This is a genomic window from Mycobacterium sp. NTMscope_MAC_12, assembly GCF_976985675.1.
Window position 1 is genome coordinate 340,261 of sequence record NZ_CDRJYY010000001.1, and the last position, 23,863, is coordinate 364,123.

Here is a 23,863-nt window from a genome sequence, read left to right on the forward strand (position 1 = left end):
CGCAAAGAGTATAGGGTGCAACGATGGATTTGCAGCGGGTCGCCGACGAACTCGAAATCGGCGCTCTACTCAACAGATACGCCCGCGCGGTCGACGCCAAGGACTGGGAGCTGTACCGCTCGGTCTTCACCGACGACGCGCATATCGACTACTCCTCGGCGGGCGCGGCGGCGGGTCCTCGCGACGAGGTGACCGCGTGGCTGGAACAGGGCTTCGGCGCGATCCCGATGTCGATGCACTACATCACCAACGTGGAAATCCTGGCGCTCGACGGCGATTCCGCGACGGTGCGCGCCATGTTCTACAACCCCATGCAGCTGCCGGGCATGGCGGAGTTGAGTTACTGCGGCGGCTATTACCACCACGAGCTGACGCGCACGGCCGACGGTTGGCGCAGCCGCAGCCTGCGCGAGGAGAACGTGTGGTTCGTCAACCCGCCGACGGGCTGAGTGATCCCCGAACGTCGAGTTGTGGCGCAAAAATCGCCCTTGCCCAACAAGTCGACGCTCGGCGTTAAGAGGTGAGCTTCTCCTGATAGCGCCGCGCCCATTCGGCGCGCGACCGAATCGACACATCCACGTCGGTTGCCTTGGCGCGCAGGGCCTTAACGGTCGCCTGATCGCGGGGCGTGCGGGCGAACGGGTCCCAGCCGAAGAACCGGCAGGCGTTGGCCCAGGTGATCTTGTTGATGTCGGCGTCGTCGGCGCCGGCGGCGTTCAGTTCGGCCAGCACCTGCTCGGGCGCGTCGGGCCAGAAGCAGTCCGAGTGCGGGTAGTCGCACTCCCAGGCGATGATGTCGATGCCGATTTCGTGGCGCAGCTTCAGCGACGTCTTGTCGGTGACGTAGCAGGCCAGCGAGTGTTCGCGGAAGACGTCGCTGGGCAGCTTGTCGCCGAAGTCACGACGCAGCCATTTCTGGTTGGTGTAGTGCCGGTCGCTGCGGTCCAGGTAGAAGGGGATCCAGCCGATACCGCCTTCGGAGAAGGCGAATTTCAGGTCGGGGTAGTTACGCATGCCCGGGCCCCACAGCAGATCCTGGGCGCACATCGCCGAGACCTGGGTGGCCAGGATGATCATGTTGTCGATCGGCGCATTGGGGGCCATGCTGATCGCCCCGAACCCGGTGCCGATGTGCAGACACATCACCACGTTCTCCTCGGACAGCGTGCGGAACACCGGTCCCCAGTAGTCCTCGTCGTGATAGCTCGGAAGCCCTTCCAAATGAGGCAATTCCGGCATGGTGACCGCCCGGCAGCCCTTCGCGGCGACCCTACGGATCTCGGCGCACATGGCCTCGGGGTTCCAGGTGGGCAGGACGGCGATCGGGATGAACCGATCCGGGTAGGAGCCGGCCCACTCGTCGATGTGCCAGTCGTTGTAGGCCGACACCATCACCAGCGTCACCTCTTCGCGGTGCATGTTGAGGTGCCGGGCGGAGAACCCGGTGAACGTCGGGAAACACATCGACGCCAGGATGCCGTTGCGGTTCATGTCGCGGACGCGTTCGTGGACGTCGTAGACGCCCGGGCGCATCTCGGCGAAGCCGGCGGGATCGCGGCCCCACTCCTCGGCCGGCCACGACACCACGGCGTTCAGTCCGCTCACGCCCTGCGGCCGCCCCTGATACATCCACTGGTCGACGCCCTTGTCATCGGTGACGACGATCGGGGCCTCGTCCTTGTACTTGGCGGGCACGTGGCGCAGGAACATGTCCGGCGGTTCGACCACATGGTCGTCAATGCTCACCAGGATCAGGTCATCGGCCTTCATCAATGTGCTCCTCTTGTGTGCGCGACGCGAGCTCGGTCAGCCGCTGCACTCGGTGGTGGTTTCGAGCAGTCGTGGAATCGGTGCCGGGTCCAGCTGCAGGGCGTCGGACATGTGCAGCTGTCCGGCATTGGCGATCATGCCGTCCAGAATCGCCTGCAGATCGTCGCCTTCGATCTCGTAGATGGCGACATAGGGGCCGTCGCCGTCGACGGGTCGCAGCCGGCGTGCCGAGACGAATCCGTCGAGCGCCACCAGCTCACCCAGGTGCACCTCGTCGTACCAGGTGTTGTATTCCTGTTCCCGCTCCGGCGAGCTCGGCCGGCTTTCCACGAGGATGATGCCCTTGGCCATCGCTATCTCCTGGCTGCTACTCGTAGCGCACCGTGACCGACTCCGTATCCGGAACGCCCTGGCACGTCAGAATGTAGCCCTCGGCGACCTCGTCGGGTTCGAGAGCGTCGTTGACCCGCATGGTGGCGTGGCCCTCTTCCAGCATGGCCATGCATGTCCCGCAGTTGCCCGCCTCGCAACTGAACGGCGGCTCCAGCCCGGCGCGGCGCGCGGTCTCCAAAAGCGTCTCGCCCGGAACCCTGGGCACCGAGACCTTCTTGCGGTCGAGATGAATTGTCACCGTTCCGGCACCAGAGCCGTTTGTGGCCGGATCTGTCACCCGCGGGGTCTCCTCGATGATCCGGGTGACCGTCACGTTGACCGCCCCCTCCCGTACTTGCATTCTTCAGTATAGAGAATACTATTCTCACGAAGCGATAGCATCTTCTCAAGCCTTGTATGGATGTCGGGTCAGCCCGGTCTGTCAGGGAAGGACGGGACGTGACCGAGCCGGCGGCGCTCGTGTTCGAGGAACGGCGATTCAGCGCGCCCGAACTCCACGCGTTGGCCGACGGATGGGCCGCGGCCCTGGTCAAAGACGGCGTCACAGCGGGTCAGCGGGTCGCTGTCATGGCGTCCAACCGGCCGGAGTTCCTCGCCGTGGTGCTCGCGATCTGGCGGCTGGCCGCCACGGCCGTCCTCATCAGCCCGGCCTGGAAACGCGACGAGGTCGACCACGCGCTCGCGCTGACGGGCCCCGCGCACGCCGTCGGCGACCACCCGGTGCTGGCCGGCCTGATGCCGATGCTGCACCTGGACGAGCCGGTCCCGCTCGCCGAGCCGGCCGCCGGTCCTCCGCCGCCCCCTGAGGCCGACGCGGCGCTGGTGTTCAGTTCCGGCACCACCGGCCTGCCCAAGGCGGTCCGGCACACCCACGCCTCGCTCGACGAGGCCGTGCGGCACTGGCGGGACGCCCTGCAGTTGACACACCGCGACCGGATCCAAGTCGCCACCCCGCCGTCACACATTCTCGGGTTGCTGAACCTGCTGACCGCGTGGGAGACCGGCGCCTGCGTGCGGCTGCATCCCCGGTTCGACATCGACCGGGTGCTGCACCACATCGAAAGTGACCGCATCACAGTGGAAATGGCGGTCGCGCCGATCGCGCTCGCCATCGCCTCGCACCCGCGCTTGGAATCGTATGACCTGTCGTCGCTGCGCTACATCATGTGGGGGGCCACACCGGTCAACGCCCACGTCGCGGAGACGGTGACCCGGCGCACCGGCGTGAGGTGGCTGCCCGCCTACGGGACCACGGAATTGCCTGTCATCACGTGCAATTCGATCGAGGACGCGCGGCTCGACACCGTCGGGCGGGCGGTGCCCGGTGTGGACCTGCGGGTCGTCTCGCTGGAGACGGGCGAGCCGGTCGGCTCCGGTGAGGTCGGTGAGATTCAGGCCCGGTCGGCGTCGCTCATGGCCGGCTACCTGCCGACCGAAGCGACCAACGAGGCGATCCGCGATGGCTGGTATCGGACCGGAGACGTCGGCTGGCTCGATACCGGCGGGTGGCTGCGGATCACCGACCGCCTCAAGGAGATGATCAAAGTCCGTGGTTTCCAAGTCGCCCCGGCCGAGATCGAGACGGTGTTGCACGGTCACCCGGCGGTCAAAGACTGTGCGGTGTTCGGGATTCCCGACGGGATCAACGGCGAGGCGATCGTCGCCGCGGTCGCGGCCGCCGAGCCTGTCGATGCGTCCCAACTGACCGCCCTGGTGGACGAGAAGTTGGCGTCCTACAAACATCTGAGCCGCGTGGTGTTTGTGCCTGAAATTCCCCGCCTGCCCTCGGGCAAGGTGCTGCGCCGAGTGCTGAAGGAGCGCTATGGATGTACGTCTGACAACTGAACAACAGCAATTGCGCGACGCCGCCGCGAAGCTGGCCGACGACCTCGGACCTGCGGCGGTGCAGGAACTCGACGACCAGACCCGAATCACGCGCCTGGACAAGCAGATCGAGTCCACCGGTTGGCGCTCGTTGCGTTCCGATGGGGCCTCGGGGGTGGAAGTGGCCATCGTGGCCGAGGAATTCGGCCGCCGTCTGGTTGACTCGCCGTTTCTCGGCCCGGTGCTCGCCGACGATCTCGCCCGTCACATCGGCGAAGACGCCTCGGGGACAACGGTCGCGGTCGACGATCGGGTGATCGACGCCCGCGGCGCCCGGCGTGCGTTAGCTCTCTCGGGCGGCGCGGTCTCGGCCGTCGAGGTGCAGGCATTGACCGAGGGCGTCGATCTGACGCGGGCCGACGCGAAGATCGTGGGGTCACCGGTGGCGCTGGGCGAAGTGTCCACTGAGGTCGCCAAGCAATGGCGGGCGCTGGCTCTGGTCGCGACGACGGCGGATTTGGTCGGCGTCGCCCGCGGCGCGCACGCCGTCGCCTGCGACTACGCCAAGATCCGCGAACAATACGGCAAGCAGATCGGGTCGTATCAGGCCATCGCGCATCTGCTGGCCGAAAGCCTTGCGCTGATTGAAGGTTCGGTGAGCGTGTTGCGCCACGCCGCGTGGGCGGTCGATGAGCTGGCCCCCGCCGAAGCCATTCGGGCGGCCCAAATCGCCAAGGTCTACTGCGCGCGGGCCACCCGAACCGTCTGCGAGACGGCGATTCAGGTGCACGGCGGCATCGGCAACACCTGGGAGTGCGTGGCGCACGTCTATCTGCGCCGCGCCCTGACCTCGACCGAGCTGTGGCCGGTCGCGTTGAAGGAGATCGATCTTGGACTTTCGTGACTCACCCGACGAGGCCGCGTTTCGCGACCGTTTGCGCGCCTGGCTTTCGGCGCACGCCAAGGAGTTTTCCGGCTCGGGAGACGAGTATTGGGCGCGTATGGCCGACTGGCATCGCGCCCTGTACGACAACGGATTTTTCGGCCTGTCCTGGCCCCGCGAGTGGGGCGGGCGGGACCTGGCTCCGGTCTACGACGTCATCGTCGACGAGGAGCTGGTGCGTGCCGGCGCGCCCCCGCGACCCAGCGTCGGCTATCTGGTGTACGGGATCGGCGAGCACGCCAACGATGAGGTACGCAAACGCTTCCTGCCCGGCATCATCAACGGCACCGAGCGCTGGTGCCAGGGCTTCAGCGAGCCTGGCGCCGGCTCGGATCTCGCGTCGCTGACCACCACCGCCCGCCTCGAGGGCGACAAGTATGTGGTGAACGGCCACAAGATCTGGACCAGCTATTCCGACGTGGCCGACTGGTGCCTGCTGCTCGCGCGCACCGACCCCGAGGCCAAGCGCCACCGCGGCCTGTCGGCGTTTGTGCTGGAGATGAAACAGCCTGGCGTGCAACAGCGCCCGCTGCAGATGATCAACGGGGTGACCAACGAATTCGGTCAGGTGTTCTTTGACGATGCCACGGTCCCGGCGGACCGGATGGTCGGTGCTCCCGGCGACGGCTGGGCGGTGGCCATGACCGTCGTCGGGCACGAACGCGAACCCTCGACCCTGGGCTACGCCGCCCGCTACGGCAAGCTCGTCCGAGAGCTGTTGTCGCGCAACGACGGCGAAGTGCCCGAAGAGCTGGCGTGGGCCGCGGTTCAGTCGGACATGCTGACCCATCACGTGCGCCGGCGGTTGTCCGAACAGCTCGACGGGGTGTCCCACGGCTCGGAAGGGTCGCTGGACAAGCTGCTGATGACCTGGGTCGAACAATCCGTCGGGCACGCCGCCCTGGCCGTCGCGGGCACGCGCGATCCCGACCTGCTCAGCGCCTATCTGTACAGCCGGGCGCAAAGCGTCATGGGCGGGACATCACAAATACAGAAGAACATCATCGCCTCACGAATCTTGGGATTGTAGGAGTGATCGCGAGCGCGGGCGTAGCCCGGGTGAAGCGGGTCACGACCGTTGAAGTAGGAGTGATCGCGAGCGCGGGCGTAGCCCGGGTGAAGCGGGTCACGACCGTTGAAGTAGGAGTGATCGCGAGCGCGGGCGTAGCCCGGGTGAAGCGGGTCACGACCGTTGAAGTAGGAGTGATCGCGAACGCGGGCGTAGCCCGGGTGAAGCGGGTCACGACCATCGAAGGAGTCTGACGTGTACGACATGCCTACCGAAATCGACGTCCAGGCCGACGGCGCGCTGCGCGTCATCACGCTCAACCGGCCGGATTCGCTCAACTCGGTCAACGACAACCTGCACGTCGGGCTCGCGCGGCTGTGGCAGCGGTTGACCGACGACCCCACCGCCCGCGCCGCGGTGATCACCGGCGCCGGTAGGGCGTTCTCGGCCGGCGGCGATTTCACGTACCTGGAAGAGCTGGCCAACGACGCTGAGCTGCGCGCCAAAACCATCCGGGACGGTCGCGAAATCGTGCTAGGCATGGCACGGTGCCGAATCCCTGTGGTGGCGGCCGTCAATGGCCCCGCGGTCGGGCTGGGTTGCAGCCTGGTCGCGCTCAGCGACATCGTGTACATCGCCGAGGACGCTTATCTGGCCGACCCGCACGTGCAGGTGGGATTGGTGGCAGCCGATGGCGGGCCGCTGACCTGGCCGCTGCACATCAGCCTGCTGCTCGCCAAGGAATTCGCGCTGACCGGAACCCGCATCAAAGCGCAGCGTGCCGTCGAACTCGGTCTGGCCAACCATGTGGTGGCCGACCCGTTCTCGGAGGCGATCGCCTGTGCGAAAAAGATTTTGGAACTGCCCCAGCAGGCGGTCGAGAGCACCAAGCGGGTGCTCAACATCCACCTGGAGCGCGCCGTGCTCGCCAGCCTCGACTACGCGCTGTCGGCCGAGAGCCAGTCGTTTGTCACCGAGGACTTTCGGGCCAACGTCGCGAAATTCAACGCGGCCAAGAAGAACTGACGCCGCTGCGGCGCGGCTGCTTCAGGCGTCGTGGCGAATCAGGAAGTCGCGCATCACCGAATCGAACTTGTCCGGCTCCTCGATGAACGGCATGTGGGCGCTGGATTCGAACAGCTCGAACCGGGAGCCCGCGATGCGCTGGTGCATTGCCCACATGTGTTCCGGCACGCATTCGTCGTAGCGGCCGGCGAGCAGCATTGTCGGCAAGGAGATTTCGGTGAGCCGATCGAACACGTCCCAGTCCCGGATCGTTCCGACGATGTGAAAATCGCTCGGGCCGAACATCGTCTCGAAGATTTCCGCCCCCATGCTTCTGAACGCCTCCTCGAGCTCGCGCGGCCAGGGCCGCACCCGGCACAGGTAGGTTTCATTCCAGGTGCGTATCGCGGCCTGGTATTCCGGTGCGTAGGTCGTGCCGGCGGCTTCATGCCGGTCGATGGCCGCCTGGGTGCCCGGATCCAGCTCGGACTTCAAGCGCGCCACCATCTTCGCGAACTCCGGGATGGACGCGATGCTGTTCGAGATGGTGAGGCTCGCGGCGCCCCCGGCGGCATTGTCGAGCACATACTGCTGCGCCAACATCCCACCCCAGGAGTTACCGAAGAGATGGAAGCCGTCCAGCCCCAGGGCCCGCACCACGGCATTCACCTCCGCCACCGAGCGGTCCATCGTCCAAAGCCCGGGGTTTGGCGCGCATTTGGAGTTCCCGCAACCCAGTTGGTCCCAGAAGATGACTTCGCGTTGCGTGGCCAAGCGTCCCAGTGGCCGCAGGTAGTTGTGCGGCAAGCCCGGGCCGCCGTGAATGACGAGCAGCGGCAGGCCCGCGCCGCCACCCGTCCGCTTGAACCACACCTCGCCGCCCGGGACCGCGACCCTTCCCTCAGTCATTGATCCACCATCGCAAATCGGCGCGTTTTCCGCAGGACCGCCGCGCACGCCGGTTGGGCGCATCAACCGGTATTCGGTGAAAACCTGCTGTACGAGCGGCGCCGCGCCCTGGCAGGATCATCACCGTGACAGCCGACACGGCTGCGACCCAAGTAGGAGGAACGGCAATGACCAGCGTCGCAAATCCGATTCCGCCGCAGGACTTTTCGGGAATCGTCGGGCACCGCTTCATTTACACCTATGCCAACGGATGGCAGTACGAGATGTACGTCAAGAACGCCACCACCATCGACTACCGCATCCACTCCGGGCATGTCGGCGGCCGCTGGGTCAAGGGCCAGGACGTCAACCTCGTCCAACTCGACGACGACAGTTTCAAAATCTCCTGGACCGAACCCACGGGAACCTGTGTCGCGGTCAACGTCCTGCCATCCAAGCGGCGCATCCACGGCGTCATCTTCTTCCCCCAGTGGATCCGCGTGCACGGCGAGCGCACTGTCTGCTACCAGAACGAACACCTGGATGAGATGCGGGCCTACCGAGATCAAGGCCCGACCTACCCGATCTACGAAGTCCCCGAATTCGCCTACATCACCCTGTTCGAATACGTCGGGACCGACGACGAGACCGTCATCGACACCGGCCCCGACCGCCTCCCGCCGGGATGGTCCGACCGCACCAACTGATCGGTCTTCCGCCGCTTGTTGCGACTCGTACTCTCGTAATGAGAGAATACGATTCTCGTGAATGTGCGGGTGGCTTTCACCGCCGCGCACCCACCGGCCGAACTGGAGAAGACCCGTGCCTGAAGCCGTCATCGTGTCCGCCCTGCGCACCCCGATCGGCACGGCCCGCAAGGGGACCCTGCGCGACACCAGCGCGTTCGATCTGGCGCACCACGTCATCACCGAAGCGGCAACGGATCTGGACCCCGCGCAGGTCGACGACGTAATCCTGGGCGAGGGCCTTTACGGCGGCGGCGTGCTGGCGCGCCACGCCGCCATCACCGCGGGCCTGACCCAGGTGCCCGGCTTGGCCAACAATCGCCACTGCGCGGCGGGCCAGGCGGCCGTGCAGAGCGCGGCGGCGAGCGTGCGCGCGGGAATGGACCAACTCGTCATCGCCGGCGGCGTGAACTCGGCATCCACGTCGCCGCGGTCGCGGATGCAGCTGGATGGCGAATGGGTCGACTGGTTCCCCCCGACCCACCCCGATCGCCCCGAAGCACCCAACATGGACATGTCCATTACGGTCGGCTGGAACGCCGCCGTCAAGGCCGGCGTGAGCCGCGAGGAGATGGACGCCTGGGCGCTGCGCTCGCACCGCAACGCCATCGCCGCCATCGACGAAGGCCGCTTCAAAGAGGAGATCGTCCCGATCGACACCCCACACGGGTTGTTCGCGGTCGACGAGCACCCGCGACGCGACACCAGCATGGAGAAGCTGGCCGCGCTCAAGCCGTTGCACCCGGAGATCGAGGGCTTTTCCATCACCGCCGGCAACGCCTGTGGCGCCAACGACGGGGCCGCCGCGTTGACGATCGCCAGCGACCGGCTCGGACTACCCGCGCTGGCCACCATCCGGTCCTGGGCGTCCGTCGGTGTCGACCCGGCGATCACCGGCCTGGCACCCGTCGAGGCGATACCGAAAGCCCTTGGCCGCGCTGGTCTTTCAATCGCCGACGTGGACCTGTTCGAAATCAACGAAGCCTTCGCGGCGATGTGCGTGGCCACCATCAAGCTCCTCGAGCTTGACCCCGAGAAGGTCAACGTCAGTGGCAGCGGCTGCTCGCTGGGGCATCCCGTCGCGGCGACCGGAGCCCGGATGCTGGTCACCCTGGTGCACGAATTGCGCCGCCGCGGCGGCGGCATCGGCGTCGCGGCGATGTGCGCGGGCGGTGGAATGGGCTCGGCGACGGTGATCGAGGTCGCGGCCCCATAATGCGTACATGACCATCGCTGACCTGATTGACCGCGCGCGCAACGGATCTCCCCGCGCGGCAGGTCGGCTGCTCAGCCTCGTCGAGGGTGAACAGCGCGACGAGGTCCTGGCGGCGATCGGACCCGCACCGGAGGGCATGGGGCCGGTCATCGGCATCACCGGGCCGCCGGGCGCGGGCAAGTCGACGACGGTCGCCGCCCTGGTCGGCGCCTACCGCACGCGTGGGTGCCGGGTGGCGGTGCTGGCCGTCGACCCGTCGTCGCCGTTCAGCGGCGGTGCGCTGCTGGGCGATCGAATCCGAATGGCCGCGCATATCAACGACTCCGACGTGCTCATTCGCTCGGTGGCAAGCCGAGGTCATCTCGGCGGGCTGGCCGCCGCGGTTCCGGCGGCCATCCGCCTGCTGGGGGCGATCGGCTACGACGTCGTCCTGCTCGAGACCGTGGGGGTGGGGCAGTCCGAGATCGAGATCGCCGCCGTCGCAGACCCGACCGTCGTCATTCTCAATCCCGGGGCGGGCGATGCTGTCCAGGCCGCCAAGGCGGGAGTGCTGGAAGTCGCCGACATCGTGGCGGTCAACAAGGCGGACCGGGACGGCGCGAAGCAGACCGTCCGCGATCTTCGGGCCGAGACCAGCGCCCCGATCGTTCCGCTGATCGCCGCCAAGGGCGAGGGCATCGAGGACCTGATGGCCGTCATCGAGGACCACCGCCGCACCGACAGCCGCGCCCGCCGGCTGGCCCGTGCCCGCGCACAGATTTTGTCGCTGGCCCAAACCCGGCTGCGGACCCAGCCGGATCTCGACCGGCTCGCCGAGGCGGTCGTCGACGGCGACCAGGACCCCTACACGGCGGCCGATAGGCTGCTCTCACCGCGCACACCTCAGACGGACTGACCGCCCGTTTGTCCCGCAATCGGGGGAAAGGGCACCTGCGTTTTGCTAGTGCTCCAAGGCGGTCTGGATTGCACCTCGCCTCCACCACGTGAGTACCAGTGACCATGGCACGAGGTGAGTCTCGTTTGCGCTATCACCGGTGCTATCACAAACGAGACTCACCTGGTGGTCCTTAGCCGCAATCGCTGATGAGTAGGCGGTATCCGGCGTCGAGTTGTTGCTGTCCAAGCAGTTCCGCGTGTCGTTGCTGCCATCGTCCGGAGCGCAGGTCGGCCGCGAGCCGGCCCAATCCTTCGGCCAGGGCGCCGTGATCCGCGTAGGCCAGCATCGAGATCCCCGCGCGGACGCCGGGATCCAGATACGCATGCGGGCGGCGCCAAAAGGCGGCGCCGAACCCGTCGGTGCAATCGTGCGGCACGGGCACGGCGTGCACCTGCGCGCCGCCCAGCAACTCCACCAGTCGTTCGATCGGCACGTACAGTGCCTCGTTGATCCGTGCGGCATCGGGCAGATATTCACGTAGCAACCAGAAATCGCCTATCACCGCTTGATCCCAGGTGAAAATCACGATTCGGTGGCGGCTGACCCTGCGCAGCTCGCCGATCCCGGTGGCGAGATCGCCCCAGTGATGCACGGTCAACAAGGCCATTGCGGCATCAACACACTTGTCCCGCAGGGGCAGTGCCTCCGCCACGGCCTGGACACACGGCGCCGAGCCGGCAGGACGCTGCGCGATCATCACCATGCTGGGCTCGATCGCGGCGACGGTCTGGGCCGGTTCATAGGAGCCTGTGCCCGCGCCGACGTTCACGACGGAGCCCATCGTGGCCAGCGCGTCGCGCACCTGCCAAGCGATCCGCGGGTCGGGCCGGCGAGTGCTGCGATAGGTAGCACCGATCCGGTCGTAGGCCACCATCAACACAGGATGACGCAGGTCGGACCGATTGCGCCAGCCCCACTGTGGGTCACACGAATTCGTACCCGAAAAGAATTGGTGTGTAGCGAGGCAAGCTGTCACGCGGAGCCCTTGGTGCTTTACGTTTCGGGCGCGAAAACCAGCTGCCTACGCTGGGTACCTGCGGCGGATACCAGCACATTGTTCTTGAATTTGCCCGTAACGTACTCGGCTTCGACGATGCGCAGCACGCCGAATACGATCCGTACGGCTCTCTGCTGTTCATCTCATCATTGACGTGTTCCCTGGCGGGCCGAACCATGCCGGTCAACCTCCGGCCGGGATCACTGGCCGCGCAGTGCTATGGAGAGCGGCGAATTCACGAAAAGTACTACTGCAACTTCGGATTGAACGAAACCTATCGACCCGCGCTGGAGGAAGGTGGACTGCGCGTCACCGGAGTCGACGATGACGAAGAAGCTCGCGTCCTGGAGCTAACGGGCCACCCGTACTACATCGCCACGTTGTTCGTTCCGCAGAATCGCTCGACCATCGACGAACCTCATCCGCTTGTGACACAACTGTTGTGGGCGGCCGCCAACCGCAAACTCGCCGCGCAGCACGATCGGCCAGCAACTGGGTCGCGACCGGCGCCGTAAGAACCCACGCTCGGTACACCAGGCCGGCGTCGGCTACTCCAGGTCGACGGACTTCCCGGTGGCCGCCGCGTGACCGGCGCGATAGCCGAAAACCATTGCCGGACCGATTGTTCCGCCGGCGCCCCCGTAGGCTCGCCCGGTCACGCCGCCCATCGCGTTACCGGCCGCGAAAAGCCCCGGTATCGGCTCACCGCCGACGTGCAGAACGCGCGCGTCGTGATCGGTGCGCGGGCCGCCCTTGGTGCCCATCGCGCCGATGCTCACCGGCACCGCGTAATACGGGGCGGTGTCGATGGGCCCCAGCGTCTTGCCGGCCTGCGTGGTCGCGCTGTCGTCACCCCAGTAGCCGTCGTACGCGCTGGAACCCCGCCCGAAGTCGGGGTCCTCACCGGCCGCCACGTGACGGTTCCAGCTCTCGACGGTGCGGGTCAGGCCGCCAGGGTCGATGCCGGTCTTAGCGGCCAACTCGGCGAGGTCCGCCGACTCGCAGAACCACTCCGGGACGGGTTGTCCCGGTTCGACACCGAGGAATCCGTAGCGCTGCAGGTGCACCGAATCGAACACCATCCAGCCGCGATCGTTGACGTACCCGCCGCGAGGATCCAGATAATGGAAGGCGCCGGCCATCGAGTTGTAGTCGCAGGCCTCGTTGACGAAGCGCTGCCCGGCGGAGTTGACGATGATGCTGCGCGGTCGCGTTCTTTCCAGACGCACACTGCGGCTGCGTGGCTTGCCCTCGATGGTGTCGCCCGGGATTTGGACGATCGGCACCCACCACGCCTCGCCCATGTTGGCCAGGTCGGCCCCGTGGGCCATCGCCATGCGCAACCCGTCGCCGGTGTTGTTGGGTGGAGAGACCGCGCCGTGCATGGGGCCGCGCAGAAAGGCCTGTGCCAGAGCATGATCCCACTCGAAGCCACCGGTGCCCAGGATGACCCCGCGTCGGGCGCGGACGCTGATCGTCCGTTCCGGCAGCGCGACGCGCACCCCGGTGATCTCACCGCCCTCGGCGATGAGTTCCTCGGCCCGCGCATGGGTGTGGGGGGTCACCCCGGCGTCCAGCAGACCCTTCAGCAACCCCGCGATCAGCGCCGTGCCGGCGACGCACAGGTGGCCGGTTCGCTCGTCGATCGCCGCGTGCAGGCGTGCCCTGGTCTCGGCATCGAAACCGACGTTGGACCAGTCGGCTGGGAAAGACGTTATCCGCTTGGCCCATTCGCCCAACTGGGCCAGATCGAAGGGAGCCGCGCTCAGTGATCGGCCGCCGGTCGGTTGTCCCCCCGGCAACTCCGGCCGATAGTCGGGGAAGCCGGTCGCGATCTCGAAGTGCAGGCCGCTGTGCGCCTCGATGAAATCGAGCATCGCCGGACCGGTGCGCACGAACGTGTCGACCAGCTCGTCGTCCATCGAGCCGAGCGACTGGGCGCGCAGGTATTTCAACGCGTCGGATGGCGTCAATTCGCCGTCGGGAGAACGGTTGTGGGCGGGAATCCACACGATGCCGCCCGACACGGCGGTGGTCCCGCCTACCGTCGCGGCCTTTTCGTAGACCTCCACGGATGCGCCCGCCACGACCGCGGTCAGCGCGGCGGTGAGGCCCGCGCCGCCACTGCCGAGCACGACGACATCGACTTCGTGGTCCCATGACATGGACTGCTATCCCTTCAGCTCAGAAGCTCCGATAACTGCTTGGCGGCCTTGACGACCGCGTCTTTCCCGCGCAGCACCACGTCTTCTCGGTGCGAGATGAGGTTGATGCACGTCGGTGGGGACGGCGCCGGGCGGCGCACCCCCACGGCCAGGCCGTAGGTGTTCGGTTCGATCTCGCCGTACGTCGTCACCCAGCCACGCTCGCGCGCCCGCGAGACCAGCTCCCGTTCGCCGGGGCGCGGCGGCATGCACGCCAGCAGGGCGATCCCGGCGGCGCCGCGGTCGAGCGGGTAGCGGCTGCCTTCGTGAAAGGACAGCTGATAGGCGACGTGGCTGGGCACGATGACCGCAATCGCCACCTGCTGGTCGCCCTCGGCGATGAGCAACGACACCGTCGTGCCGAGATCGTCGGCCAGCGCGCGCAACGTCGGCAGACTCAGTTGGCGCACGTTGCGGTCGAAGGACGCGCCGAGCACGGCGAGACCGGCGGCGGGGCGGTAGCGCCCGTCTTCACCCTTGGCGACCAGCCGAAACTCGGCCAGCGTCGTCAGCAACCGGTAGGCGATCGTGCGGTGCACCCCGACCTGGTCGGCGAGCTGCTGCACCGTGAGCCCGGCGGGGGAATCGGCCACCATTTGCAGCGCGGTGAGTCCCCTGGCCAGGGTTTGCGACCCGGTACCGGAACCCGTCACGGCCTTGACAGACCTTCCCGCGAGAGCGAAGCTCTATATATAACGCACATCAGTGTGCGATATTAGCACACAAAATACGTGGAAAACGAGAACGAGATTTCCCCGATCTGGAGGCCGGACAGGACCGTGGCGGAGTTCGAGAGCATCTGGAGCGATCTCCAGGGCGTCGCGTTTGAGCAGGGCTACCTCGACGCCGGAGGAACACGGACCCGGTACCTACGGGCCGGGGACCCCGGCAAACCGGTGCTGGTTCTGTTGCACGGGTCCGGCGGTCACGCCGAGGCTTACGTGCGCAACCTCGCGGCCCATGCGGATCACTTCTGGACCTGGTCGATCGACATGCTGGGCCATGGCTACACCGACAAGCCAGGCCACCCGCTGGAGGTCCGCCACTATGTCGAGCACCTGATGGCCGTGCTGCGCACCATCGGTGTCGATCGCGCGTGCATCAGCGGCGAGTCCCTCGGCGGCTGGGTGGCCGCGCGGGCCGCCGTCGACCACCCCGACGTGGTCGACCGCCTGGTGCTCAACACCGCCGGCGGCTCGCAGGCCGACCCCGTCGTGATGCAACGGATTATCACGTTGTCGATGGCGGCCGCCGAGGATCCCACGTGGGAAACGGTTCAGGCGCGGATCAAATGGTTGATGGCCGACAAGTCCCAGGAATACGACGATCTGGTCGCCAGCCGCCAGCGCGTCTATCGCCAGCCGGGATTCGTCTCGGCCATGCGCGACATCATGGCGTTGCAGGATCCCGAGATTCGGGCGCGCAACATCCTGGGTCCGGCCGAGTACGGCGCGATCATCGCGCCGACGCTGGTGCTCTGGACCAGTGACGACCCGACCGCAGATGTCACCGAAGGCCGGCGCATCGCGTCGATGATCCCGGGCGCGCGCTTCGAGGTGATGCCCGGGTGCGGTCACTGGCCGCAGTATGAGGACGCCAAGACTTTCAATCGCCTGCATCTCGATTTCCTGCTGGGTCGCTGATGGCGGCTCCGGGGCAAGAGACACCTGACACCGAGACCGACGTACTCGTCGTCGGTGCGGGCCCGGTCGGCTTGACTTTGACCAACATCCTTGGCCTGCAAGGGATCCGCACGGAGGTGGTCGACGAGCGGGACACCCTCATCGACTACCCGCGCGGGGTGGGTCTGGACGACGAGGCGTTGCGCACGTTCCAGTCGATCGGTCTTGTCGACCGGGTGCTGCCGCACACGGTGCCCAACCAGATCCTGCGCTTCATGGACGCCAAGCGCCGCGTGCTCGCCGAAATGGCCCCGCCCGACGCGCGTTTCGGCTGGCCGAAGCGAAATGGGTTCGTGCAACCGCTCGTTGATGCCGAGCTGCTGGCCGGCCTGGACCGATTCGAACACGTCCACGTGCGGTGGGGAAGCCCGATGGCGGGCTGCCGGGAAGACGCCGACGGGGTCACCGTCGAACTCGGCGGCGGCGCCGAAAGCAACGGCGGCACAACGCGAGTGCGGGCACGTTATGTGGTCGGCTGCGACGGCGGCCGCAGCATGACGCGCCGCGTGATGGGGGTCTCGTTCGACGGCACGACGTCCTCGACGCGGTGGCTGGTGGTCGACATCGCCAACGACCCGCTCGGGCACCCGAACAGCGAGGTCGGCGCCGACCCCGAGCGCCCGTACGCCTCGATTTCGATCGCCCACGGTATTCGCCGCTTCGAGTTCATGATTCACGCCGACGAGACCGACGAACAGGCGGAAGACCCGGCCTTCCTGCAACAGATGCTGGCCCGGATGGTGCCCCACCCCGACCGGGTCGACGTGATCCGGCGCCGGGTCTACACGCACCATTCGCGGATCGCCGGCGCGTTCCGCAAGGGCCGGCTGCTGCTGGCCGGCGACGCCGCGCACCTGATGCCGGTGTGGCAGGGGCAGGGCTACAACAGCGGGATTCGCGACGCGGCCAACCTGGGCTGGAAGCTCGCGGCGGTGGTGAGCGGCCGGGCCGAGGACAAGCTGTTGGACACCTACGACGTGGAGCGCCGCAAGCACGCGCGCGCGATGATCGACCTGTCGACCATGGTGGGCCGCGTGATCTCGCCGACCAACCGCCGGGTGGCCGGCGCGCGTGACCTGCTCGTGCGGTCGGCGTCAATCGTGCCGTCGCTCAAGCGGTATGTGTTGGAGATGCGGTTCAAGCCGATGCCGCGCTACGAACACGGTGCCGTCGTGCATGCCGCACCCGGCCGCGCCGATTCGCCGGTCGGAACGCTGTTCATCCAGCCGAGAGTCGACACCCGAGACCAACAGGATGTGCTGCTCGACGACGTGCTCGGCACCTGGTTCGCCGTGCTGTGCTGGAACAACAACCCCCGCAAACTCCTCGGCGAATCCGCCTTCGCCAGCTGGAAAGCCATGGGCGCGCGCTTCTTTGCGCTCCGGCCGGTGACGCAGTTGCACTGGACCGGGCACGACGACCCCGACGTCGTGGTGGTCGGCGATCGCCGCGGGGACCTCAAAGCGTGGTTCGACACCCACTCCGAATCGGTGTTGTTCCTGCGCCCCGATCGGTGTATCGCAGGCGCGTGCATCGCTCAGCGCACGCCCGACCTGAGCGCCGCGCTCCTGGACGCGCTGGCCCTGACGCCGCAAGGGGGTGATTTGCAAAGTGGCACTGGCTCTGTGCTGTATGTCGCACAGCCCGCTCCTGAGTCTTCCGGGGCCGTCGCGGGACCTGCTTGATGACATCGAGTGCGCCATCGCCGAGGCGCGAGGATTTGTCGAGGACTTCGATCCCGAACTCGTCGTCACCTTTTCGCCGGATCACTACAACGGGTTCTTCTACAAGGTGATGCCGCCGTTCTGTGTCGGCACGAGCGCCACCGGGGTGGGGGACTACGGCACCCATGCCGGCCCGCTGGACGTGCTGGAGGAGCTTGCCGGCGACTGCGCGAAGGCCATCCTCGACGCGGATGTCGACATCGCCGTATCCGCCAGCATGGACGTGGATCACGGTACCGTCCAGCCGCTCGAAAAGCTTTTCGGTGACGCCACTTCGCGTCCCGTGATCCCGATCTTCATCAACGCGATCGGCGTGCCGCTGGGCCCGATGCGTCGTTGCCGAGCGCTCGGTGCCGCCGTCGGCGCCTATCTCGGCACCCTGGACAAGCGCGTCCTGGTGCTGGGCTCCGGTGGGCTCTCGCACAGTCCTCCCGTGCCGACGTTAAAGACCGCGGGCCCGCCCGTGCTGGAGCGGATCGTGCATGGACGGCCGATGACATCCGAGCAGCGCCAGGCCCGGCAAGCGGCCGTCATCGATGCGGCCAAGAGCTTCGCCGCCGGAGACAGCGGCCTGCAACCACTCAACCCGACGTGGGATCACCGGTTCCTCGAAATCATCGACGGCGGCGGGCTGAGCGAATTGGATCAGTGGTCGAACTCGTTCGTGGCCCACGAGGGCGGCGGCTCCGCGCAGGAAATCCGCACGTGGGTAGCGGCATTCGCGGCGCTGGAGACCGCGGGCCCCTACGAAATCGTCGGACGCTACTACAAACCCGCTCCCGAGCTGATCGCCGGTTTCGCCATCCGAACGGCACTCCCGAGATGACGGACACAATGGACGATTTCGATCACGTCATCGACGTACTCATCGTCGGGTCGGGCGGGGGTGGCATGACGGCTGCCCTGACCGCCCAGGCCGCCGGGCTCGACGCCTTGGTGGTCGAAAAGTCCTCCCACTTCGGGGGTTCGACCGCGTTGTCGGGGGGCGGTATCTGGGTTCCGGGCGCGCCCGCGCAGCGCCGGGAGGGGTACGCGCCCGAACCCGAGGGCGTGGTGGGGTACCTCAAGCAGATCACCGACGGCCTGGTCAGCGAGGCACGGATACGGCAATACGTCGAGACGGCACCGCAGATGCTCCAGTTTCTGGAGCAACTGTCGGGCTGGTTCGAATTCGTCTGGAAGCCCGGGTATGCCGACTACTACCCGGAGCTGCCCGGCGGCTCCGAGCTCGGCAGCACCATCAACGTGCCGCCCATCGACCTGCGCGAGCTGGGCGCCGACGAGCAGCAGCTGCTGCAGCCGCTGGCGCTGGCGCCCAGGGGAATCTGGTTGGGCCCCAAGGAACTGCGCACCTTCTACCGAATCCGCCAGTCCTGGGCCGGCAAGGGCGTGTTGCTCAAGCTGATCGCGCGGATGGTCAGGGCGAGGGTTTTCGGCGAGCGGATGGCCGCGATCGGACAGTCGTTGGCGGCCCGGCTCCGGTTGGCGCTGAGGGAACGCGGTATTCCGCTGTGGCTGGACTCGCCGATGACGCAGTTGCTCACCGACGCCGACGGAGCGGTGACCGGCGCGGTGGTGGAGACCGGCGGCAAGTCCCGGCGGATCGGTGCGCGGCTAGGCGTGATCCTGGCGTCCGGCGGATTCGACCACGATCTCGCCTGGCGCAAGGAGCTGTTGCCCGAGGTGGACCAGGACTGGAGTTTCGGCAACCCGGCGGCGATGGGTGACGGTATCCGTGCTGCGCAAAAGGTGGGCGCCGCCACGGACCTGCTCGACGAAGCCTGGTGGTTCCCCGCGATCCAATGGCCGGACGGCCGCATGCAATTCATGCTCAACGAACGGATGATGCCGGCGCAGTTCATCGTCAACGGTGCCGGCAAGCGGTTCATCAACGAAGCCGCCCCGTACATGGATTTCGGCCACGCCATGATCGAGGGCCAGAGGTCCGGCGTCACCCACATCCCGTGCTGGCTGATCACCGACCAGCGGTCGTTCCACCGCTATGTCGTCGGCGGGCACCTGCCGATACCGAAGATCCCGTTCGCGCCGGTGCCGACCGGCCGGAAGGTTCCATCCGCCTGGCTGGAGTCGGGTGTGGTGAAGGAGGCCAAGACGTGGGAAGAAATGGCGGGCAAGATCGGCGTGCCCGCGGGCGAGCTCACCGAAACCGCCCGCCGCTTCAACGAACTCGCCCGCAAGGGTCACGACGACGATTTCAACCGCGGCGACAGCGTGTACGACAACTACTACGGCGATCACACGTTGCCCAACCCGAACCTGTATCCGCTCGGTGATCCGCCGTACTACGCGTTCCGAATCGTCCTCGGGGACCTCGGGACGTCCGGCGGCCTGCGCACCGATGAACACGCCCGGGTGTTGCGAAGCGACGACACCGTGGTGCCGGGGCTCTACGCGGTGGGCAACGCCTCCGCGCCGGTGATGGGACGCAGCTATGCCGGTGCCGGTGCGACCATCGGCCCCGCCATGACCTTCGGCTTTGTCGCCGCGAAACACGTTGCGGCACAAGCAGCCAATCGAGCCGTTAATACTCATAGGAGGTAGCAATGAAGATCTCGCTGTTCTACGAATTCGCCCTGCCGCGGCCCTGGGCTCCCGACGACGAGCACATCATGATGCAGGACTGTCTCGACGAGGTCGAGGCCGCCGACAAAGCGGGCTTCTCCACCGTGTGGCTGACCGAGCATCACTTCCTCGAGGAGTACTGCCACTCGACGGCGCCGGAAATCTTCTTGGCCGCGGCCAGCCAGCGCACCAAGAACATTCGCCTCGGCTTCGGCATCATGCACCTGCCGCCCGTGGTCAACCACCCCGCCCGGGTCGCCGAACGTATCGCCACCCTGGACCTGCTCTCCAACGGCCGTGTCGAATTCGGCACCGGGGAATCGTCGTCGGTCGGTGAGCTCGGCGGATTCAACATCGACCCCGCCGACAAGCGGGCCCAGTGGGAGGAGGCCCTCGAGGTCTCGATCCGCTGCATGATCGAGGAGCCGTTCACCGGTTTCAACGGTGAGCACGTTCAGATGCCGGCGCGCAACGTCGTTCCCAAGCCGCTGCAAAAGCCGCATCCGCCCGTCTGGGTCGCCTGCACGCGGCCCGCCAGCGTGCAGATGGCGGCCCAAAAGGCCATCGGCGCCTTGAGTTTCGCCTACACCGGCCCCGGACCGCTAACCGAGCGGGTCAACGGCTACTACAAGGAATTCGAAGAGAACGGCGTCCCGGTGACCCCGCGAATCAACCCGAACATCCTCGCCATCGGCGGCGACCTGTCGATGATGGTGGCCAAGACCGACGAGCAGGCGCTGCAGCGGCTCGGGCAGGGCGGCGGCTTCTTCTCGTTCGGCATCATGCACTACTACATGACCGGGGTGCACACGCCCGGCCGGACCGGCGTGTGGCAGCGGTACCTCGAAGAGGTCGACAAGGATCCCACGCTGGCTTACGGGCCGGGACGCGGCGCAATCGGGTCGCCCGCCACGGTGCGTGAATTCCTGCGCGGCTACGAGGAAAGCGGCGTCGACGAGATCATCCTGCTGCTCAACCCGCGCAGCCACGAGGGCACCATGGAATCCATCGAGCTGATGGGCAAGGAGGTGCTGCCCGAGTTCATCGAGCGCGACGCCAAGGCGGTGGCCGACAAGGCCACCAGGCTGGCGCCCGTCATCGAAAAGGTGGAGGCGCGCCGCCCGAAATCGACGGCGCCGCAGTTCGATGAGGACTACTCGTTTGGTGGACTGCCCACCGGCCGCGGCGGTAAATTCACCGCCAGCGAGATCCCCGAAGCGATGGCGGAGATCAACGAAGGCCGCGTGCAGGCCGCGCAGCGGGCGAAGGAACAGCAGAAGTAGAGCCCGAGTTTTACCGAGATGTCGGGGCGAGCCTTGGGAGCAATCGACGAGCTGTGGCGCTACGACGGCCGCCGGGCCGTGGTGACCGGATGCGCTTCGGGCATCGGCGAATACGTGGTGCGCCAGCTCACCGACCTGGGGGCCGACGTCGTCGGGCTGGACAAGCGCCGGCCCGACTTCGCTGTCAACGCGTTCCATGAGGTCGACCTCGCCGATCCGGCGTCGATCGATCGCGCGGTGGCGTCCCTCGACGGGCCGGTCGACGCGCTGTTCAATATCGCCGGGGTCTCCTCCGGCGTCGGCAACCCGAAGCTGATCGTCACGATCAACTTCTTGGGATTACGCCACGTCACCGAGGCGCTCATCCCGAAGATGACCGCGGGGTCATCCATCGTCAGCGTGTCCTCGCTCGCGGCGGCCGCCTACCGTGAACACCTGCGCGAGGTGGCGCCGTTGCTCGACACCGCGACCATGCCCGAGGGCATCGAGTGGTGCGACCGACACCCCGATGCGCTGGGCACCGGCTACCAGCTGTCCAAGGAAGCCATCATCCTCTACACCATGCGCAGTGCCACGCCGCTGGGCGCCCGAGGGATCCGCATCAACTGCACGGGGCCGGGGGTCACAGAGACGCCGATCCTGGACCAGCTGCGCTCGGCATACGGGCAGGGCTTCCTCGACGACATCCCCAAGCCGCTGGGTCGTGTTTCCGAGCCCGCCGAGCAGGCGGCGGTGCTGCTCTTCCTGAATAGCCGTGCGGCCAGTTATATTTCGGGTCAGGTTGTGTGGGTCGACGGCGGAAACGTGGGCGCCGCAATAGCTCGTGAACTCGAGGAAGGGCGTACTTCGTGGCCAGTGTGACCGACTTTCGCCGGGCCGCTCGCGATGTCAGCAACTGGGGCCGCTGGGGCGACGACGACGAGCTCGGCACGCTGAACTTCATCACCGAGGAAAAGATCGCTCAGGCCGCCGGCCTGGTCCGGCATGGCAAGGTGTTTCCGCTCGGCGTGGACTTCGGCTCGTCGGGACCGCAGGGCGCCTTCGGTTTTCGGCACAACCCCATCCATGTGATGACCGTGGACGGCGGTGACGCGAACACGCTGGCCCAGTACGGCCCCGGCTGGGACCGGAATCCGACGGCGGCGCAGATGGGCCCGTACTTCGTCGACAACCTCTTCCGGTTCAACGACGACATGATCATCATGCCGCTGCAGGCGGCCACCCAGTGGGATGCGCTGTCGCACGTCTATTACGACGACCTGCTCTACAACGGGATCCCGGCGGGCTCGGTGACCAGCCTGGGCGCCCGCCGCCTCGGCATCGAGAAGGTGGACGGGAAGGGCATCACCTCCCGCGGCGTGCTGCTGGACCTGGTGCGCCATCGCGGCGCGGAGGTCTTCCTGGAGCACGGAAACCCGATCACTCCCGAGGAATTGGACGACGTCGTTCGCTCCCAAGGCGTGACGATCGGGCGCGGCGACATCGTGTTGATCCGGACCGGTTGGTGGGCAAGGTATCTGGACACCGGCAACAAGACCGAACCCTATTCGGGACTGGACTGGCGATGCGCCCAGTGGCTGCACGATCACGAGGTTGCGGCGGTCGCGTCCGACAACCTCCAGGTCGAAGACCCGGTGTCCGGGGTCGACGGCGTGTTCTTGCCCTTCCACCTGCTGACCCTGCGCGACATGGGGCTGATGCTCGGCGAGTATTGGGACCTCACCGCCCTGGCGGCCGATTGCGCCGCCGACGGCGTCTACGAGTTTCAGCTCATCGCTCCGCCGCTGAGATTCGTTGGGGCCGTGGGATCCCCGGTGAACCCGATAGCGATCAAGTGATGCAGATTAGGCGCAAGACCATATCGGTCGACGGCCTGGCGACCAGCTACCTGGAAGCCGGCGAAGGCGATCCGGTGGTGTTGCTGCACGGCGGCGAGTTCGGCGCCGGCGCCGAACTCGGCTGGGAACGCAACATCGCCGCCCTCGCGGCGCGGTACCGGGTTCTCGCTCCGGACCAGCTGGGCTTCGGGCAGTCGGCCAAGGTGATCGACTTCGTCGACGGGCGCGGCATGCGGATCCGGCACATCGCCCGGTTTTGCGAATTGGTCGGCGCCGACTCGGCACACTTCGTCGGCAATTCGATGGGCGCCATCAACCTCCTCACCGACAGCACGTCGGAGACGCCGCTGCTGCCGGTCCGTAGCCTGGTGATCATCTGCGGCGGCGGCGAGATCCAGCAGAACCAGTACTTCGAGGCGCTGCAGAACTATGACGCCACGTTGCCGGCCATGCGCCGCATCGTCGAAGCGCTGTTCTCCGACCCGGCCTATGCCGCCGACGAGGAGTACGTGCGACGCCGCCACGAGTCGAGCACCGCACCCGGGGCGTGGGAGGCCATCGCCGCGGCCCGGTTCCGCCGCCCCGGGGCCGCCCCGTCCTCGACCCCATCCAGCGCGCGCGCCTACGAATGCATCGGCGTGCCAACACTTGTCATCGAGGGCGGCGACGACAAGCTGTTACCCGGCGGCTGGGCCGCCCAGATCGCCAAGCAGATCGACGGAGCCCGTTCGGTGGTCGTCGACAAGGCCGGGCACTGCCCCCAGATCGAGCAGCCGTCGGCGGTCAACCAGTTGCTGACGGATTTTCTGGGTGGCCTCTGA

General features: G+C 66.9%; 24 protein-coding genes. 17 read left to right on the top strand and 7 right to left on the bottom strand.

All coding sequences use genetic code 11. The features are described 5' to 3' along the window. Window positions 1-23: 23 nt before the first annotated feature. On the top strand, window positions 24-449 hold the full coding sequence (locus AC0KS4_RS01645) for a nuclear transport factor 2 family protein (RefSeq protein ID WP_238958363.1): 426 nt from the start codon (window positions 24-26) through the stop codon (window positions 447-449). Window positions 450-513: 64 nt separating this feature from the next. Here the strand turns inward: AC0KS4_RS01645 and AC0KS4_RS01650 are convergent, their stop codons facing one another. The 3 genes from AC0KS4_RS01650 to AC0KS4_RS01660 are packed head-to-tail and all read right to left on the bottom strand — an operon-like array spanning window position 514 to window position 2,476. Continuing rightward, window positions 514-1,770, bottom strand: a complete 1,257-nt coding sequence (locus AC0KS4_RS01650) for an amidohydrolase family protein (protein ID WP_238958362.1) — start codon at window positions 1,768-1,770, stop codon at window positions 514-516. A gap of 36 nt (window positions 1,771-1,806) precedes the next feature. Then, window positions 1,807-2,121 (bottom strand): DUF4286 family protein, encoded by a 315-nt coding sequence (locus tag AC0KS4_RS01655; protein ID WP_225329051.1) that lies wholly within the window; start codon window positions 2,119-2,121, stop codon window positions 1,807-1,809. 16 nt (window positions 2,122-2,137) lie between these two features. Next, complete coding sequence (locus tag AC0KS4_RS01660) at window positions 2,138-2,476, bottom strand: 2Fe-2S iron-sulfur cluster-binding protein (RefSeq protein ID WP_225329085.1); 339 nt, start codon at window positions 2,474-2,476, stop codon at window positions 2,138-2,140. 125 nt (window positions 2,477-2,601) lie between these two features. On the opposite strand from AC0KS4_RS01660, the gene AC0KS4_RS01665 reads away from it, so the two are divergent. The 4 genes from AC0KS4_RS01665 (at window position 2,602) to AC0KS4_RS01680 (ending at window position 6,965) form a co-directional block, all read left to right on the top strand. Beyond that, on the top strand, window positions 2,602-4,008 hold the full coding sequence (locus AC0KS4_RS01665) for a class I adenylate-forming enzyme family protein (protein WP_238958361.1): 1,407 nt from the start codon (window positions 2,602-2,604) through the stop codon (window positions 4,006-4,008). Next, the gene (locus AC0KS4_RS01670; RefSeq protein ID WP_225329053.1) at window positions 3,986-4,891 is read left to right on the top strand and encodes an acyl-CoA dehydrogenase family protein; all 906 of its coding nucleotides are present in this window, start codon (window positions 3,986-3,988) and stop codon (window positions 4,889-4,891) included. The genes AC0KS4_RS01665 and AC0KS4_RS01670 overlap by 23 nt, the downstream gene beginning before the upstream one ends. After that, window positions 4,878-5,960, top strand: a complete 1,083-nt coding sequence (locus AC0KS4_RS01675; RefSeq protein ID WP_225329054.1) for an acyl-CoA dehydrogenase family protein — start codon at window positions 4,878-4,880, stop codon at window positions 5,958-5,960. The genes AC0KS4_RS01670 and AC0KS4_RS01675 overlap by 14 nt, the downstream gene beginning before the upstream one ends. Before the next feature lie 234 nt (window positions 5,961-6,194). Next, the gene (locus tag AC0KS4_RS01680; RefSeq protein ID WP_225329055.1) at window positions 6,195-6,965 is read left to right on the top strand and encodes an enoyl-CoA hydratase/isomerase family protein; all 771 of its coding nucleotides are present in this window, start codon (window positions 6,195-6,197) and stop codon (window positions 6,963-6,965) included. 21 nt (window positions 6,966-6,986) lie between these two features. Here AC0KS4_RS01680 and AC0KS4_RS01685 read toward each other — a convergent pair whose 3' ends face one another. After that, complete coding sequence (locus AC0KS4_RS01685; RefSeq protein ID WP_225329056.1) at window positions 6,987-7,853, bottom strand: proline iminopeptidase-family hydrolase; 867 nt, start codon at window positions 7,851-7,853, stop codon at window positions 6,987-6,989. Window positions 7,854-8,020: 167 nt separating this feature from the next. Between AC0KS4_RS01685 and AC0KS4_RS01690 the strand changes: the two genes are divergently transcribed. From AC0KS4_RS01690 to meaB, 3 genes are all read left to right on the top strand, one after another. Further along, on the top strand, window positions 8,021-8,539 hold the full coding sequence (locus tag AC0KS4_RS01690; RefSeq protein ID WP_225329057.1) for a phenolic acid decarboxylase: 519 nt from the start codon (window positions 8,021-8,023) through the stop codon (window positions 8,537-8,539). Window positions 8,540-8,654: 115 nt separating this feature from the next. Next, window positions 8,655-9,794 (top strand): thiolase family protein, encoded by a 1,140-nt coding sequence (locus tag AC0KS4_RS01695; protein WP_238958360.1) that lies wholly within the window; start codon window positions 8,655-8,657, stop codon window positions 9,792-9,794. A 7-nt stretch (window positions 9,795-9,801) separates the two neighbouring features. After that, window positions 9,802-10,689, top strand: a complete 888-nt coding sequence (gene meaB, locus AC0KS4_RS01700) for a methylmalonyl Co-A mutase-associated GTPase MeaB (RefSeq protein WP_225329059.1) — start codon at window positions 9,802-9,804, stop codon at window positions 10,687-10,689. A gap of 172 nt (window positions 10,690-10,861) precedes the next feature. On the opposite strand, the gene AC0KS4_RS01705 is transcribed toward meaB, so the two are convergent. Next, the gene (locus tag AC0KS4_RS01705) at window positions 10,862-11,605 is read right to left on the bottom strand and encodes a class I SAM-dependent methyltransferase (RefSeq protein ID WP_238958359.1); all 744 of its coding nucleotides are present in this window, start codon (window positions 11,603-11,605) and stop codon (window positions 10,862-10,864) included. A gap of 95 nt (window positions 11,606-11,700) precedes the next feature. Here AC0KS4_RS01705 and AC0KS4_RS01710 point away from each other — a divergent pair, with 95 nt between their 5' ends. Further along, window positions 11,701-12,243: a glutamine amidotransferase-related protein gene (locus AC0KS4_RS01710; protein ID WP_275254910.1), complete on the top strand. Its 543-nt coding sequence runs from the start codon at window positions 11,701-11,703 to the stop codon at window positions 12,241-12,243. Between the two features lie 33 nt (window positions 12,244-12,276). Here the strand turns inward: AC0KS4_RS01710 and AC0KS4_RS01715 are convergent, their stop codons facing one another. Both AC0KS4_RS01715 and AC0KS4_RS01720 read right to left on the bottom strand, forming a co-directional pair. Then, window positions 12,277-13,893, bottom strand: a complete 1,617-nt coding sequence (locus AC0KS4_RS01715; protein ID WP_238958358.1) for an FAD-dependent oxidoreductase — start codon at window positions 13,891-13,893, stop codon at window positions 12,277-12,279. A 14-nt stretch (window positions 13,894-13,907) separates the two neighbouring features. Then, window positions 13,908-14,585, bottom strand: coding sequence for an IclR family transcriptional regulator (locus tag AC0KS4_RS01720; protein ID WP_225329063.1), 678 nt, complete (start codon window positions 14,583-14,585; stop codon window positions 13,908-13,910). A 126-nt stretch (window positions 14,586-14,711) separates the two neighbouring features. Here AC0KS4_RS01720 and AC0KS4_RS01725 point away from each other — a divergent pair, with 126 nt between their 5' ends. From AC0KS4_RS01725 to AC0KS4_RS01760, 8 genes are read left to right on the top strand one after another with little or no spacing between them, the layout of a single operon-like run. Continuing rightward, window positions 14,712-15,575, top strand: a complete 864-nt coding sequence (locus AC0KS4_RS01725) for an alpha/beta fold hydrolase (RefSeq protein WP_238958357.1) — start codon at window positions 14,712-14,714, stop codon at window positions 15,573-15,575. Beyond that, window positions 15,575-17,299 (top strand): bifunctional 3-(3-hydroxy-phenyl)propionate/3-hydroxycinnamic acid hydroxylase, encoded by a 1,725-nt coding sequence (locus AC0KS4_RS01730; protein WP_238958356.1) that lies wholly within the window; start codon window positions 15,575-15,577, stop codon window positions 17,297-17,299. The genes AC0KS4_RS01725 and AC0KS4_RS01730 overlap by 1 nt, the downstream gene beginning before the upstream one ends. Further along, complete coding sequence (locus AC0KS4_RS01735; RefSeq protein ID WP_238958355.1) at window positions 17,247-18,164, top strand: 3-carboxyethylcatechol 2,3-dioxygenase; 918 nt, start codon at window positions 17,247-17,249, stop codon at window positions 18,162-18,164. The genes AC0KS4_RS01730 and AC0KS4_RS01735 overlap by 53 nt, the downstream gene beginning before the upstream one ends. A gap of 8 nt (window positions 18,165-18,172) precedes the next feature. Then, complete coding sequence (locus tag AC0KS4_RS01740; protein WP_225329087.1) at window positions 18,173-19,900, top strand: FAD-binding protein; 1,728 nt, start codon at window positions 18,173-18,175, stop codon at window positions 19,898-19,900. Between the two features lie 2 nt (window positions 19,901-19,902). Then, on the top strand, window positions 19,903-21,204 hold the full coding sequence (locus AC0KS4_RS01745) for an LLM class flavin-dependent oxidoreductase (RefSeq protein ID WP_225329066.1): 1,302 nt from the start codon (window positions 19,903-19,905) through the stop codon (window positions 21,202-21,204). A 33-nt stretch (window positions 21,205-21,237) separates the two neighbouring features. Further along, window positions 21,238-22,065, top strand: a complete 828-nt coding sequence (locus AC0KS4_RS01750) for a coniferyl-alcohol dehydrogenase (RefSeq protein ID WP_225329067.1) — start codon at window positions 21,238-21,240, stop codon at window positions 22,063-22,065. Continuing rightward, window positions 22,053-23,042, top strand: coding sequence for a cyclase family protein (locus tag AC0KS4_RS01755; protein WP_225329068.1), 990 nt, complete (start codon window positions 22,053-22,055; stop codon window positions 23,040-23,042). Before AC0KS4_RS01750 ends, AC0KS4_RS01755 begins: the two co-directional genes overlap by 13 nt. Continuing rightward, window positions 23,042-23,863 carry an alpha/beta fold hydrolase gene (locus AC0KS4_RS01760; RefSeq protein WP_225329069.1) on the top strand — a complete coding sequence of 274 codons (822 nt, stop codon included), beginning with the start codon at window positions 23,042-23,044 and terminating at the stop codon, window positions 23,861-23,863. Before AC0KS4_RS01755 ends, AC0KS4_RS01760 begins: the two co-directional genes overlap by 1 nt.

Coding starts and splice junctions, on each gene's coding strand:
- AC0KS4_RS01645 (WP_238958363.1), top strand. CDS start 24: ATGGATTTGCAGCGGGTCGCCGACGAACTCGAAATCGGCGCTCTACTC.
- AC0KS4_RS01650 (WP_238958362.1), bottom strand. CDS start 1,770: ATGAAGGCCGATGACCTGATCCTGGTGAGCATTGACGACCATGTGGTC.
- AC0KS4_RS01655 (WP_225329051.1), bottom strand. CDS start 2,121: ATGGCCAAGGGCATCATCCTCGTGGAAAGCCGGCCGAGCTCGCCGGAG.
- AC0KS4_RS01670 (WP_225329053.1), top strand. CDS start 3,986: ATGGATGTACGTCTGACAACTGAACAACAGCAATTGCGCGACGCCGCC.
- AC0KS4_RS01685 (WP_225329056.1), bottom strand. CDS start 7,853: ATGACTGAGGGAAGGGTCGCGGTCCCGGGCGGCGAGGTGTGGTTCAAG.
- AC0KS4_RS01690 (WP_225329057.1), top strand. CDS start 8,021: ATGACCAGCGTCGCAAATCCGATTCCGCCGCAGGACTTTTCGGGAATC.
- meaB (WP_225329059.1), top strand. CDS start 9,802: ATGACCATCGCTGACCTGATTGACCGCGCGCGCAACGGATCTCCCCGC.
- AC0KS4_RS01705 (WP_238958359.1), bottom strand. CDS start 11,605: ATGGTGGCCTACGACCGGATCGGTGCTACCTATCGCAGCACTCGCCGG.
- AC0KS4_RS01715 (WP_238958358.1), bottom strand. CDS start 13,893: ATGTCATGGGACCACGAAGTCGATGTCGTCGTGCTCGGCAGTGGCGGC.
- AC0KS4_RS01730 (WP_238958356.1), top strand. CDS start 15,575: ATGGCGGCTCCGGGGCAAGAGACACCTGACACCGAGACCGACGTACTC.
- AC0KS4_RS01735 (WP_238958355.1), top strand. CDS start 17,247: ATGTCGCACAGCCCGCTCCTGAGTCTTCCGGGGCCGTCGCGGGACCTG.
- AC0KS4_RS01740 (WP_225329087.1), top strand. CDS start 18,173: ATGGACGATTTCGATCACGTCATCGACGTACTCATCGTCGGGTCGGGC.
- AC0KS4_RS01745 (WP_225329066.1), top strand. CDS start 19,903: ATGAAGATCTCGCTGTTCTACGAATTCGCCCTGCCGCGGCCCTGGGCT.
- AC0KS4_RS01760 (WP_225329069.1), top strand. CDS start 23,042: ATGCAGATTAGGCGCAAGACCATATCGGTCGACGGCCTGGCGACCAGC.